The sequence below is a fragment of the Pontibacillus marinus BH030004 = DSM 16465 genome, from assembly GCF_000425225.1.
Lineage (GTDB): Bacteria > Bacillota > Bacilli > Bacillales > BH030062 > Pontibacillus > Pontibacillus marinus.
Window position 1 is genome coordinate 113563 of record NZ_KE384333.1, and the last position, 16551, is coordinate 130113.

Consider the following 16551-nt stretch of genomic DNA (forward strand, 5'->3'; position numbering starts at 1 on the left):
GGACCTACCGGGCCGACTGGACCTACCGGGCCGACCGGACCTACTGGGCCGACCGGACCTACGGGACCTACCGGGCCGACTGGAGAGTGTGTATGCTTACCGAGATATTGCGACTTCTACTTTGAAGGTACAACAATTAATGTAGCACCAAATAGTAGCATTCCATTTAACGAAGAAGGAGAATGTACAGAGGACGACTTTACTCCAGTAAACGTTATGGAAGGAACTTTCACACAAATCGAAGTAGAACATGAAGGAGATTACCTCATTAACTACAGTGTGATCTTTAATAACACACCGCCAACTGAAATTGTAGAAGGAGCTTTCGCATTGTTTGTAGACGGTTTAGATGTAGACGCCAGTAGATTTGGTGAAACTATAGTTCTTGCAAGCCAACCGGCAGGTGCTCAAACTAAAATACAGGTTAATGGTGAAGCCATTGTTCATATTCCAGAAGGTGGAATACTTGAACTTCGAAATATAAGTAACCGAACAGTTCATGTTTTAGCTAGCGTAGCTGGTGCCGATATAAATGGTGCTGCAATAACTATTGTTCAATTAGATAATGACACAGTATAAAATATAATCTATGTAAAAAAGAGGTAGGGTTACCCTGCCTCTTTTTCCATTCAATATTATTCCACTTCTTCTAAATGTTTCTTAATACGGAAGATAAATTCAGGATATGACGTAGCATCTCCTAATAGACAAAGTTCATTAAATAAGGGTTGGTTTTTATGACCATCAATGAGCATTGAAAGCAAGCCTAACTCAGAAAAATAATTATGTGTATGGTCTTCCTGCCAATTTCTTAATTTCACCCTCGCTTCTCGCTTCCTTTGAAGACGATATAGACATAATATAATCCAACGAAAATATATTGTTCTTCTCGACAGATCAGAGCGGTTATAAAGGACTTTGAACTCCTCCATAGCCTCATCGTATTCCCTTTTATAAAATGCTCGATACGCTTTATCATTTAGAATTGAAAAATGGTTTTTAGGCAATGCAGGACAGTAACATGTTTCTATGTTTGTGCTCATCGATTGTTTGCGATTAGCCACCACTTCCCACCTGGCTATCTCGACAAAACCATCCATATCATAAACAACAGGTACTTGAACTAAATCCGCTTCAGAATTCTGTAAGAACTTTTCAAACTTCTGAACATCCGCTTTTTGTAAAAACATATTTTCTCTTAAGATTATATCCCATTCTTCTAAACTGTTTTTTGGAGATACCTTATATGAGGATATCCCCCTATAATATCGCAGCACTTCAGCCATTATTTGGTCCCAACTAAATTTCCTTGCAGTAACCAGACCATTCTGAATGATCTTATCTCTTAATGGTTGTTCACCTAGTATGCGTTTTAATTTTGAAGCTATATCTTGTGGGTTTTTCATTTCAGAAATAAGAGAATTCTCTTCATGCACAGCATACTCCAACACACCTTTATTATTGGTTGTAATTACCGGACAGCCACATGCCATTGCCTCTAATGGTGGTAAAGAAAAGCTTTCATAATGGGAAGCTGAGACATACACACTTGCTCCCCGGTATAGCTGAGCGATGGTTTCTTGATTGGGTTGAACAAAATACTTTGTCACCTTATTTTTCATTTCACCACTAGGTTCCTCAGGAGTAATCCAATATAGATCTAACTGCAGATCTGTGTCTTTTATGATCTGATAAGCTTCCAGAATATCTTTAATTCCCTTAAACTTTGCTGATTCTGCACCCACCATTATTAGATAAGGTTTAACAGCTTTAAACTTTTCTACTTGGTCAGAGAAAACCGTTTCATCAATGGCATTATGGATAACTTTAGCTTTACGGTTATAGATCTCATCAATATATTGAGCAGTACTTTCCGATACTGTATAGATAAATTCAGGTAGTTCATATTGCTTTTGAATAAACTTTTTTAAAGTAGCATTCATCGTCTTATATTCAAACAGATGAAAATCACCTTGTTCAAAGTAAACCACTGGAGCAATTCCTGTTTCTACACATGCTTGGATATGATCCCAGTACGTAGCTACAATAACTTCGCAATCAGGAATTCCTTTTGCAAGCTCTAAATCAAAAGGAACCTGGATATAGTCCGCCTCAATCGGATACCATGTTGGTTTTTCAAAATGGGAGACAATTGATACTTTTACACCTAACTTCTTTAAGCGATTCACATGTTCAAAGATCACTTTTACCCCACCACTCACCCCCACATGACTCATAACATAGACCACGTGTAAGTTTGCTGATGAATCAACTGGTTCTTTCCTCACTAATTTTTGTTTCTGTGCAAGAGGAAGACGATCTAACCGTTTATTAAACTCTTTCAATTTCAGTTCTTGTATCATGATGACCTCCAAAATCGATATAGTAACCTTCTATAGTTTATTAAGGAGAACTTATGAAGTGAGTGGAGTTTGGGTGAAATGTTGTTTTTGATAAAACATCCTACACTCCCCCACACATAAGGGTTTACCTCGCATATAGTGCATAAGAATGGAAACATATGACCTTAAATGGGAGGGATAATGTGACAACAATTAGCCTATGTATGATCGTTAAAAATGAAGAAGAAGTATTAGAAAATTGTTTAAAGAGTGTCAAAAAAGCTTGTGATGAAATCATTATTGTAGATACAGGTTCAACAGATGAAACGAAAGAAATTGCAGCTAAATACACGGATAAAGTTATCGATTTTGAATGGGTTGATGACTTTTCAGCTGCCAGAAACTTTTCCTTTAGTCATGCAAAGATGGATTACATTCTTTGGTTAGATGCAGATGACATATTAAAGACAAAGGACCTTAAAAAACTATTAACCCTAAAAAAGAACTTGGATCCGTCAGTGGATGCAGTTTCCATGTTTTATCATTTAGCTTTTGATGAACATGGAAATCCAACTTTCAACCTTCGTCGTAACCGCCTTGTTAAACGAGAAAGAAATTTTAAATGGCATGGAGTTGTTCATGAGTATTTAGAGGTATCAGGAAACATTATCGGTTCTGATATCGCAATCACTCATAATAAACAGAAGAAGAAAAACACCAGTATTGAAGGGGGACGAAACCTAAGAATTTATGAAAAAAAGTTAAAGAGAGGCGAACCATTCACCCCACGTGATTTGTATTATTATGCAAACGAATTGAAAGACAATCACCACCATAAAAAAGCCACCCTCTACTATAAAGAATTTTTAGCAACCAAAAAGGGATGGGTTGAAGATGAGATAATGGCTTGTATTAATATGGCTGACTGTTATAGGCGACTTGGTGAAAAGGATGAAGAATTAAATGCTTTATGTAAATCTTTTCAATATGATTTACCTCGTCCAGAGATAAGCTGTCGTCTAGGTGAATATTTTATGGGCAAAAAGGATTATCAAAGCGCGATCTTTTGGTTTAACACCGCTATCAACACGAAACAAAAGGATAACGGAGGTTTTCAAAAACCTGCCTATTCTACATGGTTCCCCCATCTACATTTAGTGTTATGTTATTGGGAAACAGGAAATATGGAAATGTCTTATGAACATAATAAAATGGCTGAAAAATTTATCCCTAATGATCCAAGTGTTGAGTTTAATAATAATTTCTTTAAAGACTATTTTAAGCAGGAACCTAATCCTACCCCTAACGGAAAAAAGAAAGTTCTATATATAGGGTGGATTGGGCACAAAAACCTTGGTGATGAATTAATGTGGAATCTCTTCAAAGAAAAATTTGATGAGTCATTAGGAAATGAAAACTGGGAATTGCACGGTACTATACGAAAGCCAGCAAGAGACTTTGACTTAGATCAATTTGATTTAATCGTGCTCGGCGGAGGATCCATTATATGTAAAAACAATACTCCCGTTTTACATGAAGCAATGAAGAAAGGAAAAAAAGTAATGATTTGGGGATCAGGGATAGATTTAATTGAGAAAAGTGATATTCCATTATTAGCAGCGGGTGAGAAGATAAATGTTCATAACTATTTGGCTGAAGATATACAAAAAAAACTAGTTGAAATAATTGAACATGCTGAATTTGCAGGTGTTCGTGGCCCTTTAACGTACGAAATAATTAGACAAGTGGGAGCAAATGAAGAAAAATTAATGATTAGCGGAGACCCAGGATTACTCCTCACCCAAAAAGAGAAAGTTGATGAAGAAGTTAAGGTAGCCATTCTTCCGTTTAAAGGAAATAAGATTATCGGTGTTAATTGGGGAACATCTTTTAACCATGTGTACGGGGCGAATGAACGAAATGTTGAAGATCAATTAGCTGAAGCACTAAAAGAATATATCAACAATGGATATAAAATATATTTATATTCTGTTTGGGATCACGACACAACCGCTCTGAAGCAATTGTATAAAAAGGTTAATGATCACAAAAATGTCATTTTAGACACCAAACTTCATGATCAGAATTTCTTAATAGACTTAGCCTCTCACTTCCACTTTACAATTAATTTAAAACTACATGCCAACCTCATTTCTTTAGCAGCAAATACACCCCCAATTGCACTTGCTTATGGCTTTAAAGTATATGATTTCGCAAAATCAACTCAATTAGATCAGTTCGTCATTCCAACTGATTCTATGCAAATGAAGAGTGAACTAATGGAGATGGAAGCTTTAATTAATCAAGAACGAGATAAGATCATAAATAGAGTAAACGAAATAAAGGCTGAATATATAAATCATATATCTTCGCCTTTTAATCAGCATCTTTACCTAAGGAGGGATGATCATGCATAACCTTCCAAGGGAGGAATGGGAAAGATTAAAGAAGTTCGGACATATAGAAAAAGGCGATGAAAAAAACCTTGCCGTTGAAGGTCTTTATTATGGAGGAGATAAACTCGTCGAAAATAAGCTAAAAAAATACCATTACCTCCCCTACAATATTGAAGAAATCATTAGTGCAGGAATGGAAAAATTAAAAGATAAAAAGATCAACTTAAAAAATGCAGAAGAAATTGCCAATGAGATAAGAGATGCATTAGAAAAGAAGCGTGGCTATTCACTTGTTCGACTTGGAGATGGAGAATTAGTCTTTTTATCACATGATTTATTGTATTCAAGTGAAGAAATCGAAAAAGAACCAAGACTTAAATTTCTGAAATATGCAGGTGTTACATTGCCTGACTATGAGGCAAGAGATGCTTTGGCTTCTAGGCTATTACAAGGTGATGCTATCGGGATCCCCGTAGCTAGATTCCCGACTTTTCAAACCCTTTTCACCAAACTAGTTAAGTATCACAATTGGGATTTAAATAAGATGAACTTAGCTAGTTCCACTGTTCATTTCGAAATATGTCATTACACGACTTTGCTTCATGAAATTCTTAGCAAATATAAAGTATTATTAATTGGAAATAAGATGGAAAAGGGTAAAGCGTACTTTGAAAACCTGGGCTATAATAATATTGTAGGTAACATCCCGGTTAATGGAATGAAAGCAGTTCCTGATGTTGTAGAAAAAACAAAAGAATATGATTATGATGTAGCCTTTGTTTCTTCTGGCATTCCGGCAAATTTGATATGTGGAATGCTTGCTGAAGATCATAAAGTAGCGATTGATTTCGGGCATGCTATAGACTGGTTGTTAATGGGCCATGCACAAGTGCGATCATTAGATAACGGAACCATTAACTCAGAATACTGTTGTGAAATGGCTTATTACTACTTTATACGAGATGACTTTAAAACTGCAGCCTATTGGTATAAGCAAGCTGTTAAAGTTGGTGAAGCAACAGGTAATAGTTCACACATGTCTACAACGACTCCCCACCTTCAATTATCTGTATGCTACTGGCAATTAGGAGATGTGAAAAGAGCTTATGATCATAATGAACTAGCTAGAGGTTTCGAACCCAACAACCCAAGCATACTCCAAAATAAAAGTTTCTTTGAAGGAATTATGAAAAATGATTAGTGTCATTCTACCTGTCTATAATGGAGATGATCATGCACCTTAAATGATTATCATTCTACATGTGAATTTGAGAATATATAAAGTATATTTCCTTTTTAAAAGTGATTGAAAGACCGGTGTTAGATGCCTCTCTTGAAATAAAAACCTGTAAAAATTAATAGAAAAAACTCCTAGTTTAATAAATGAACTAGGAGTTTTTTTGTGTTCCCTTATAAATATTTACATAAGTAAATTAATCTTTTTTACGTTATAGATTCTTGACAATAAAACATAGATTGTATAATATAAATTACTGAATTAGAATTATTATAAATTAATAACTCTTTTTCATGAGTTTATTAATCAAACACATTTTCTTTTCTAGGAGGCTATACATTATGAATTTAATCGGAACTGAAGTACAACCATTTAGTGCAAAAGCATTCAAAAACGGAGAATTTATCGATGTAACAAACGAAAGTCTTAAAGGTCAGTGGAGCGTAATTTGCTTCTACCCAGCAGACTTTACATTCGTTTGCCCAACTGAACTTGAAGATCTTCAAAATAACTATGAAACGCTTAAAGAACTTGGCGTAGAAGTATATTCTGTTTCAACAGATACGCACTTCACTCACAAAGGCTGGCACGATAGCTCTGAAACAATCAACAAAATTCAATATGCAATGGTTGGTGACCCTTCCCAAACATTATCTCGTAACTTTGAGGTACTAAATGAAGAAGAAGGTCTTGCTGAACGTGGTACATTCGTAATCGACCCAGATGGCGTTATCCAAACAGTAGAGGTAAACGCTGGCGGAATTGGTCGCGATGCAGACACTCTAGTACAAAAAATTAGAGCAGCACAATACGTTCGCAACAACCCAGGCGAAGTTTGCCCGGCTAAATGGGAAGAAGGATCAGAAACGCTTAAGCCTAGTCTAGATCTTGTAGGCAAGATTTAATAGATTTAAGGAGTGCATGAACCATGCTTGAAGCAGATATTAAGTCACAATTAGAACAATACCTCCAATTAATGGAGAATGATATACTGCTTAAAGTTAGTGCAGGTTCAGATGATGTATCTAAAGAGATGCTAGCTCTAGTTGAAGAGCTAGCATCTATGTCTTCTAAGATTAATTATGAGGAAGCAGAATTATCTAGAACCCCTAGCTTTAGTGTAAATCGTATTGGGGAAGACACTGGCGTTACGTTTGCTGGTATTCCTTTAGGACACGAATTTACTTCTCTAGTATTAGCTCTTCTACAAGTGAGTGGCAGAGCTCCTAAGATTGATCAGGAAAAAATTGATCAAATTAAAAGTATTAGTGTTGAATACAACTTTGAATCATACGTAAGCTTAAGTTGCCATAACTGCCCTGACGTCGTACAAGCATTAAACATGATGAGTATTCTGAACCCAGGAATCTCTCATACCATGATTGATGGTGCAGCGTTCAAAGAAGAGGCAGAAAGTAAGAACGTTATGGCCGTTCCATCTGTTCACTTAAATGGCGACTTCTTTAGCGGCGGACGTATGACACTTGAAGAGATCCTGGATAAGTTAGTTGATGGTCCAAGTGCTGAAGAACTATCAAGTAAAGATCCGTACGATGTCCTTGTTGTCGGCGGAGGTCCTGCTGGAGCAAGTGCTGCAATCTATGCTGCACGTAAAGGCATCCGCACAGGTATCGTTGCAGAGCGCTTTGGTGGACAAGTTCTTGACACAATGAGCATTGAAAACTTTATCAGCGTAACCCATACAGAAGGACCTAAATTTGTTGCAAGCCTTGAGGAACACGTAAAAGATTATGATATTGATGTCATGAATCTTCAGCGTGCAAGCGGCTTACAAAAGAATGATATGTTCGAGCTTGAGCTCGATAATGGTGCAGTTCTGAAAAGTAAAAGTGTCATTGTTTCAACAGGCGCACGCTGGCGTCAGCTTGGAGTTCCTGGTGAAAAGGAATTGCAAAACAAAGGCGTAGCCTATTGTCCTCACTGTGATGGACCATTGTTTGAAGGAAAAGACGTAGCTGTTGTCGGTGGAGGTAACTCTGGCGTTGAAGCAGCGATTGACCTAGCAGGTATCGTTAAACACGTAACAGTCCTTGAGTTTGGCGCAGAAATGAAAGCAGATGAAGTTCTACAGAATCGCCTGCACAGCCTTCCAAACGTTACAGTCAAAACCAATGCCCAAACAACGGAAATCACAGGTACAGACAATGTCGATGGTCTAACCTATATCGATCGTGAAACCGAAGAAGAACACCGCATTGATTTAGAAGGCGTCTTCGTCCAAATCGGACTTATTCCAAACACCGAATGGCTAGAAGGCGTTGAGACGAACCGCATTGGTGAAATCGTAGTCAATAAGGCCAACGCTACAAACATCCCCGGCCTATATGCAGCAGGAGATGTCACAGACAATCCTAACAATCAGATCATCATTGCCATGGGCGATGGTGCAAATGCTTCATTAGGTGCATTTGATTATCTGATTCGGAACTAATATTTTTATTAAGAGTCGCTTTTCACCAATATAGGTGTAAAGCGATTTTTAATAAAATGGAAAATTTAGAAAGTAATCATTTTATTTTATTAATCATTTACATAAATATGGTATGTTTTATGTATCCTCGTTCTCCCCCTTCATGAAGTTACTATATTCCCAAACTATTAAAATTTAAGAAAGTAGGTCGATTCACTATGAGAAGTAATGTTTGCTCTTGTGGCAGTGGAAAAGCCCAAGAAGTATGTTGTGAAAACACGACAGAAACAAGAGTATGGATGGTCCCTTTTTCCAATGACAGCGAGCGTCAGGAGTTTCTGAACAACTTACAAATAGGTTCAGAATTTGATATGCGCTATCGTGGACTAGTGGAATTCTATGGAAAGGATTTTATCGCTTATAAGCAGGAGCAATACTTTGACCAAGACCGCAACGACTTCCTCCGTTATTTTTCTTCCTATATGGCAGATATCCTTGAAGATGACTGCCCCCCATCATGGAAACAATGCACCCCTCAATTTTGGGAAGAGTTCATCGTCTGTTATATCCCTCTTATTATAAAAGTGACCGAGGACCAAAAACAGGTTGAGACAATCATGAAGCAGCTGAAACTTTTTGTGAAATGGCTCGATAGACGAGCACATACATCGTGGTACAAATACATTTTAAATTACAGTAAAAGGCATAGATCTGAGCTTAAAGCCTGTGAAAGCCTCATCAACCATCTCTATTTAACCGATTTCCCGAAAGTATTTCAAAATGACTGGGATTACGAGCATGATCTAGACCTATTACTAGAAAGGTATACTGAGTATGACTCAACGGTTCATAGCATGTTTGAGATTAAGAAAATTGACCAGGATATTGCTCTTATGTATGACCTCAAAACTTCCCGCTCCTACTCAATTATCGGTTTACCCGAAAAGCTAATTCGTCCCGGTATTCTCATGCACGGCATTATTGGTAAAAAAGACGAAGACATTTTCTGGGATTGGCATCATACCGAAAACATCTCCCCACTAAAATCGAAGGATTACATCTATTTTGGGTTAGGAAGTGAATCATGTTATTAAAACAACGTCCTGAAACGAACGAGCTACGGGTTGGGCGAATTCTTTTAATGAGAATGGATCTGACAAATAAAGAAAGATATTATTACCTTATTCGCACTGCAGCCTTATGATAAGAAATAACAAAAGCCCAGAACCTCCATCTATTGGTAGATCAAAGATTCTGGGCTTTTCTCTATTTTACAATCACGAGCTCATACAATTATTCTTTGAAACCTACACAATCAACTATAGACCTCTTCTTTCTGATTAAGACCAAGTGCCTCATCGGCTGTTTGATGAATTTCTTGTAGAAGTTCAGGGTTTTCAGCTAGCGATATCCCATAAGAAGGAATCATTTCTTTGATTTTCGGCTCCCATTCTTTTACCTGTTCTGGGAAACACTTTTCAATTACTTCTAACATGACGTGAACAGCAGTTGAAGCCCCAGGAGAAGCTCCTAACAACGCAGCCACAGATCCATCAGCAGAACTTACAACCTCTGTTCCAAATTGAAGTGTTCCTTTTCCTTCAGAATCCGTATCTTTAATAATTTGTACACGTTGACCCGCTTCTACTAAATGCCAATCTTCGCTTTTAGCATTAGGGATAAACTCACGTAGGTCTTCCATGCGTTGTTCCTTAGAAGATATCACTTGTTCAATCAAATACTTTGTTAACGATGCGTTTTTCATGCCAGCTGCTGACATTGTTACAAAGTTATCTGTTTTCACGGATGTTAACAAATCAAGCATAGACCCGGTTTTTAAAAATCTTGGTGAAAAGCCGGCAAACGGTCCAAATAGTAGTGATTTTTCATTGTCGATAAATCTTGTATCAAGGTGAGGTACTGACATAGGAGGTGCGCCTACCTTCGCTTTACCATACACTTTGGCATGATGCTCTGCTACTACCTCTGGATTGTTACAAACCATAAATAGTCCACTTACAGGGAATCCTCCAATATGTTTGGATTCAGGGATACCCGTTTTTTGAAGTAAGTGTAGACTACCTCCACCACCACCGATAAAGACAAAGTCTGTTGTATGGTATTCAAGTCTATGGTTAACCATATCATATACTTTTACTTCCCATTCGCCATCGCTGTTTCGTTTAATATCTTGAACACTGTGACTATAGTTCACTTCAGTGTCTTGACTTTCTAAATGATCAAACATTTTACGAGTGATGGAGCCAAAATTCACATCTGTTCCAGAATCAATCTTTGTTGCCGCTATAGGTTCGGTAAAATAACGGTCTTTCATCATAAGGGGAATCCATTTCTTCAGTTGATCTGGATCGTCCGAAAATTCCATATCTGTAAATAATGGATGGTCCCCCATCGTTTGGTAACGCTTTCTCAAGAATTCGACGTTTTGCTCCCCTTGCACAAAGCTCATATGAGGTAACGGCATAATAAAATCTTGTGGGTTACGAATAAGATTGGTATTTACAAGGTAAGACCAAAATTGTTTTGAAATTTGAAATTGTTCATTTACTTTGATCGCTTTTGTAATATCAATTGATCCGTCAGCTTGTTCTTTCGTATAGTTTAGTTCGCATAATGCAGCATGCCCAGTACCTGCATTATTCCATACATTAGAACTCTCTTCTCCTGCTCTTTCCAATTTTTCAAACACTCTAATATTCCAATTTGGTGCTAATTCTTTCAGCAACGTTCCTAACGTCGCACTCATAATTCCTGCACCAATTAAGATAGCGTCTGTTTTATGATAATTTTTGCTCATGTCCCATTCTCCCTATGTTTACAGAAAAGATGCAACCGCAGCAACTAAGTGATATAAATAGACAAGTTTCGACTTAATTAAGCATCTTTTCTAAAAATTTTTAATCTAATACTAGTGTATCATTATTTACAAAAGATTAAAAAATCCTTATTTATATTTATTCATATTCATTTCTATAGGTGAATCTGGAGGGGGGCATATTGTACGGTTCATTCTGCTGTTCCCCTGTGCTCCATCTTTGAAAATAGGATTCATTTCCAGGAGGAATTTGCTAAATAAGACGCTCGTTCCCTTGCACTTTTGGTACGATACTATTAAGATATGTAATGGTTGAATTTCAGCCTAACTAGTTAAAATAAGACAGAGACAGTTTCGCTTTTTAATTTTGGGGATATTTTCCCCTTAAGGAAAGGGTTAAGATATATTATGAAAGATAATTTTTGGCATGAATTGCCGCGTCCGTTTTTTGTTCTGGCACCAATGGAAGCCGTTACGGATGTCGTTTTTCGTCATGTCGTGAGTGAAGCAGCGAGACCTGACGTGTTTTTCACAGAGTTTACGAATACGGAAAGCTACTGCCACCCGAATGGAAGAGACAGCGTACGCGGGCGTCTGACGTTCACGGAGGATGAACAGCCGATTGTCGCCCACATTTGGGGAGATAAGCCTGAATACTTCCGACAAATGAGTATTGGTATGGCTGAAATGGGGTACCGTGGAGTCGATATCAACATGGGTTGCCCTGCACCTAATGTCGCTACGAAAGGAAAAGGCTGTGGGTTGATCCGTCGTCCGGATGTTGCAGCGGACATTGTCCAGGCAGCTAAAGCAGGAGGACTGCCCGTTAGTGTGAAGACTCGTCTTGGTTATACAGAAGTCGAGGAATGGCACGACTGGCTGAAGCACATCCTGGAACAGGATATCGCCAATCTTTCCATCCACCTCAGTACGAAAAAAGAAATGAGTAACGTCGATGCTCACTGGGAGCTGATTCCGGAGATCAAAAAGCTTCGTGATGAAGTTGCTCCTGATACACTTCTGACCATCAACGGGGACATCCCTGATCGTCAAAAGGGACTTGAACTTGTTGAAAAATATGGTGTCGACGGAGTGATGATTGGGCGAGGAGTCTTCCACAATCCGTTCTGCTTCGAAACAGAAAAGAAAGAGCACACGAGCGAAGAACTACTTGATCTTTTACGTCTGCAGCTTGATCTTCATGATAAGTATTCTGCAGAGTTAGAGCCACGTCTATTTAAACCACTTCGCCGCTTCTTTAAGATTTACGTAAAAGGATTCCGCGGAGCAAGTCAATTAAGAAATCAGTTGATGGAAACAGAATCTACTGATGAAGTGCGTGCTCTGCTTGACGAGTTTACAGAGAAAAATGGAGTAAAAGAAGAGGAAGGTTTTTCTATTTCCTAAATAAAGACCCTTCCTTTGAACCGAATCATTCATAGATTTTCACAAGGAGAGGAGAGCCATTCGTGCTCTTCTCTCTTTTTATAAACAAAAAGAGAATTGAGGCAATCAAGCTGGTGCCTAGCATTGTACTAACAACCTCACCACTATGGTTTATCAAGTTGTTATCATCTTTCTATGGGGACTTCTGTATGAAAAACAAACCTGTCTAATTTTATGTAATAAAATAAATAACCCTAGTGAAAATGTGACACCATACGAGGGTTATTTATTTCTACCTTTTACCTCTTTGACTGGATTAGCAGTAGAGTTTTGGAGGATAGATTTTACTGAGCTCTATATGGTTTGATTTATTTTTCTCGTGTAATTTATTTTATCCAGATGCGCCTTAACAGTGATTGTGAAAAGAGTATTTGTAAAGAAGAGAAGGTAAATATGGGGTGAAACTACTTCCTTTTAGATATTATTTTTTCACTTATAGCTGTCGTCATGGATAGAGCTTTTATTCCGTCTTTAGCGGTAATGGCAGGATCTTTGTTATTTTGGATATTGTTTAAAAATTCCTCTAGTTCAACTGATAAAGGCTCTTTTTGTGGAATCATCACTTTTTCAACAATACTCTGTTGATTATAGTTAGAACTAAAAGAATTCACAAAAAAACTTGTAGATCTTGATATAAGGATAGTCTTGTTTAATAGATCTGCTTGAATAAAGGCATCTTCTGTAATCACTCGAATTGTACGGATTTTCCCTTCTGTTTTAAAACTGGCAGTAAGTTGTGCAATCGTACCTTTTTGGAATGTAGCAATGGCTATCGCATGCTTAATGGTATTATCATAAAATCTCCCTATAGCATCAAATGTATCAATTTCATCAGACAACAGGTGATATAGAATATAAAGATCATGAATCATGAGGTCATGTACAACATCGACGCTCTCGATTCTCCTGTTAAACGGGCTAAGTCTGTGAACATCTATAGCTATAATTTTTTCGTTAACCAGTATTTTTTTTAAGATTTCCACTGTCGGATTATATAATTCAACATGCCCTACTTGTATCTTAACACCCGCAATTTTTGCTTTTTCTTCTAAATCTTCCGCTTCTGCAACGGTTTTCGCAATGGGCTTCTCTATCAACATATGGACCTTGTGTTCTATACACTTTAGTCCTATTTCATAGTGATATTCTGTTGGAACAGCAATGCTCACTGCTTCTACTGATTGAAGAAGCTGATCTAAACTTTTAAAATGCTTTACTCCATACCTTTTAGACACCTCAATTGCCCTTTCTTCATTTACTTCATAAATTCCCACAAGCTTACAATGATCTATTAAATTTGAATAGACTCTTATATGATTTTCCCCCATCGATCCAGCTCCTATAACTCCAACTTCCATCTCCAATCTCCTTTTTTATGCTGTAATAATAGCATCCTATGAAGGAAATAAAAGAGGGTGATGCTATGAACAAAAATTAGGTGCTTTAAAAGAAATATGGTTTACACAAGTTATCAGTCCTTCACATATAACATAATAAATACCAGTTTAATGAGGAGGTAAATTTTTATGCTAAACCTATTATTCATCACTAAAGACACGTCGAACCTCATCTTTAAAAATTACTTTTATTTAGAAAAAGAGCTGAAAAAATTAACAAACCTGATGATATGGAAAGAATCCGGAAACATTAAAGATATTTTAGAGAAACTCCCTGCACGGCCAGACTTTATTTTAATATTAAATGACATCGGGGGGTTTGGCCCTATTGTAGACGGCCTTGAGGAAACGGAAATACCAGCAGGGCTTTTTATTAATGATGTTCATCGTCTCAGAATGAGGGATTCTTATATTAAGAAAAATAATATTCAATACCTATTTTCAGTTGTTCGTGAAAGATTTTACAAAGAATACCCATTTTACAAAGACAGATTCATCTGGTTCCCTCACTTTATTAATCCAGCTATCATTAGGGATTATAAACTGTCAAAGGAAAATGACATGTTGATGTTAGGTGTGATAACTAATCTCTATCCGCTCAGAAAAATCATAAAAAACTATTACAATAACAATCAGGGGTTTGTTTATAAAATGCACCCTGGATATAGGAATTTTTCAAATCAAGAACAAAATGAATTGCTGCTAGGAGAGAATTATGCCAAGGAAATTAATAAAGCAAAGATCTTCTTTACAGATCCCTCTACATTAGAATACCCAGTATTAAAGTACTTCGAGGTTCCAGCTTGTAAAACTTTACTGATGGCACCAACCTTCCCCGAACTTGAGGATTTAGGCTTTATTCCAGGCGTACATTTTGTTCCCATTACAGAAAATGACTTTTCTAGCAAAGCACAATACTATTTAGAAAACGAACAACTCCGGAACAAGATTATTGAACAAGGATACAATTTTATTTTAAATAATCATACCATCCAAATAAGAGCGAGACAGTTAGTTGATAAAATCGAAGAGATTATTTCAACTAACTAGATTAATAGAACGGGGGGATTGCAATGGAAAATCATCCAAATAGCTTAAAAAAAGGGGAATTTGTCGTTATTGAAGATGAAGTTGACATTGGGGAAAATGTATCCATTGGGCACAATACCGTAATTTTGAAGGGTACAGTAATAGGCGATAACGTCAATATTGGTTGTAATTGTGTTATTGGAATACAACAAGGTGGAAATACAAGAATGCGCAAGTCTGATGAGATGGGAAATAAGTTGATCATAAAAGATAATACCTATATTGGAAACATTGTATCTATTTATTCTGGCAGTATTATTTCTAAGAATGTATTCGTTGGAGATCATGCAAGTATTCGAGAAAATGTATTAGTTGATTCTGAATCCGTAATAGGCAGAGGAGCAATAATCGAACTTAATACAAAAATCGGAAAAGCTTGTACCGTTCAGACACTAGCATATGTTACAGGAGATACAACTCTTGAAGATCATGTTTTTATTGGACCTTGTGTTTCCATGTCCAATGATAAATACATGGGGGCAGAAAAGTATGAACTCAAAGGTCCTACTATTAAGGAAAATGCAAAAATAGGGAATAATTCTTCCTTACTTCCAAATGTGGTGATTGGAAAGGACGTAATTGTTGGTGCTGGTTCTGTAGTTACAAAAAATATCCAGGACGGAGAAAAGATAGCAGGAGTACCAGCCAACTCTATGAAAAAATAGTTTCATAAAACAAAACTATTTGTAACAAAAGGGGGTGACGGGTTGAAAGATATTGTGATTTTAGGAACCGGAGGTAATTGTCTGGACATCATAGATGCGATCAATGAAATTAATAAGGATAAAGAAACCTATAGATGCATTGGTTTTTTAGATGATAATCAAGAAAAATGGGGTAAAAAGTTCCTAAATATTGAAGTAATAGGTCCATTAAATATTGCACAAAATCTTGGAAACTCATGTTTTTTCGTAAATGGAATCGGAAGTCAAAGGAACTTCTTTAGAAGAAATAAAATTATTCAAGATACTCATATCCCATTGAATAGGTTTGAAACAATTATTCACCCCACTGCATCCGTATCGGAAACAGCTCAAATTGGGAAAGGAGTTGTCATACTGCAAAATGTAACTATTGCTTCAAACGTAAAAATTGGACACCAGGTGATGGTTCTCCCTAATTCAGTAATCAGCCATGATGATTTCATTGATGATTACACTTGTATTACAGGGGGAGTTTGTATTTCTGGCGGAGTCAAGGTAGGGAAGAGTTGTTATTTAGGAACAAATAGCTCTATCATCGAAGATATTACAATTGGAGATCAATCACTAATTGGAATGGGAAGCGTTGTTCTGTCTGACGTTAAAGAGAACAGTGTTATGGTAGGTTCTCCAGCAAGTTTTTTAAGAAAAACGACTAATGAATAAATTCTCCAGG

Annotated in this window: 11 protein-coding genes and 3 pseudogenes; 11 read left to right on the plus strand and 3 right to left on the minus strand. The window is 37.0% G+C overall.

Features of this window, described 5'->3' with window-relative positions:
- Positions 1-579: pseudogene (locus tag H514_RS25025) on the plus strand (hypothetical protein); the annotation flags it as partial.
- Between the two features lie 56 nt (positions 580-635).
- Here H514_RS25025 and H514_RS0119285 read toward each other — a convergent pair.
- Positions 636-2363 (minus strand): glycosyltransferase family 4 protein, encoded by a 1728-nt coding sequence (locus tag H514_RS0119285; protein ID WP_027448439.1) that lies wholly within the window; start codon positions 2361-2363, stop codon positions 636-638.
- Positions 2364-2545: 182 nt separating this feature from the next.
- On the opposite strand from H514_RS0119285, the pseudogene H514_RS25250 reads away from it, so the two are divergent.
- From H514_RS25250 to H514_RS0119310, 6 genes and pseudogenes are all read left to right on the plus strand, one after another.
- Positions 2546-3604: pseudogene (locus H514_RS25250) on the plus strand (tetratricopeptide repeat-containing glycosyltransferase family 2 protein); the annotation flags it as partial.
- A gap of 99 nt (positions 3605-3703) precedes the next feature.
- Positions 3704-4759: pseudogene (locus tag H514_RS25255) on the plus strand (polysaccharide pyruvyl transferase family protein); the annotation flags it as partial.
- Complete coding sequence (locus H514_RS0119295) at positions 4752-5939, plus strand: GT-D fold domain-containing protein (RefSeq protein WP_027448440.1); 1188 nt, start codon at positions 4752-4754, stop codon at positions 5937-5939. The pseudogene H514_RS25255 and the gene H514_RS0119295, both read left to right, overlap by 8 nt.
- Before the next feature lie 377 nt (positions 5940-6316).
- Positions 6317-6880, plus strand: coding sequence for an alkyl hydroperoxide reductase subunit C (gene ahpC / locus H514_RS0119300; RefSeq protein WP_027448441.1), 564 nt, complete (start codon positions 6317-6319; stop codon positions 6878-6880).
- Positions 6881-6903: 23 nt separating this feature from the next.
- Positions 6904-8427: an alkyl hydroperoxide reductase subunit F gene (gene ahpF, locus H514_RS0119305; RefSeq protein ID WP_027448442.1), complete on the plus strand. Its 1524-nt coding sequence runs from the start codon at positions 6904-6906 to the stop codon at positions 8425-8427.
- 197 nt (positions 8428-8624) lie between these two features.
- Positions 8625-9500 (plus strand): hypothetical protein, encoded by an 876-nt coding sequence (locus H514_RS0119310; RefSeq protein WP_027448443.1) that lies wholly within the window; start codon positions 8625-8627, stop codon positions 9498-9500.
- A 221-nt stretch (positions 9501-9721) separates the two neighbouring features.
- On the opposite strand, the gene mqo is transcribed toward H514_RS0119310, so the two are convergent.
- A complete protein-coding gene (gene mqo, locus H514_RS0119320; protein WP_027448444.1) occupies positions 9722-11224 on the minus strand; it encodes a malate dehydrogenase (quinone) in 1503 nt (500 codons plus the stop codon).
- 426 nt (positions 11225-11650) lie between these two features.
- Between mqo and H514_RS0119325 the strand changes: the two genes are divergently transcribed.
- Positions 11651-12649 (plus strand): tRNA dihydrouridine synthase, encoded by a 999-nt coding sequence (locus tag H514_RS0119325; protein ID WP_027448445.1) that lies wholly within the window; start codon positions 11651-11653, stop codon positions 12647-12649.
- Between the two features lie 443 nt (positions 12650-13092).
- Here H514_RS0119325 and H514_RS0119330 read toward each other — a convergent pair whose 3' ends face one another.
- Positions 13093-14046 carry a Gfo/Idh/MocA family protein gene (locus H514_RS0119330; protein WP_027448446.1) on the minus strand — a complete coding sequence of 318 codons (954 nt, stop codon included), beginning with the start codon at positions 14044-14046 and terminating at the stop codon, positions 13093-13095.
- A gap of 168 nt (positions 14047-14214) precedes the next feature.
- On the opposite strand from H514_RS0119330, the gene H514_RS0119335 reads away from it, so the two are divergent.
- Genes H514_RS0119335 through H514_RS0119345 form a run of 3 tightly spaced genes read left to right on the plus strand, consistent with a single transcriptional unit; the run spans position 14215 to position 16541 of the window.
- Positions 14215-15135: a glycosyltransferase gene (locus tag H514_RS0119335; protein ID WP_027448447.1), complete on the plus strand. Its 921-nt coding sequence runs from the start codon at positions 14215-14217 to the stop codon at positions 15133-15135.
- A gap of 23 nt (positions 15136-15158) precedes the next feature.
- Positions 15159-15839 carry an N-acetyltransferase gene (locus H514_RS0119340; RefSeq protein ID WP_027448448.1) on the plus strand — a complete coding sequence of 227 codons (681 nt, stop codon included), beginning with the start codon at positions 15159-15161 and terminating at the stop codon, positions 15837-15839.
- Positions 15840-15881: 42 nt separating this feature from the next.
- Positions 15882-16541 carry an acetyltransferase gene (locus H514_RS0119345; protein WP_027448449.1) on the plus strand — a complete coding sequence of 220 codons (660 nt, stop codon included), beginning with the start codon at positions 15882-15884 and terminating at the stop codon, positions 16539-16541.
- Positions 16542-16551: the final 10 nt, after the last annotated feature.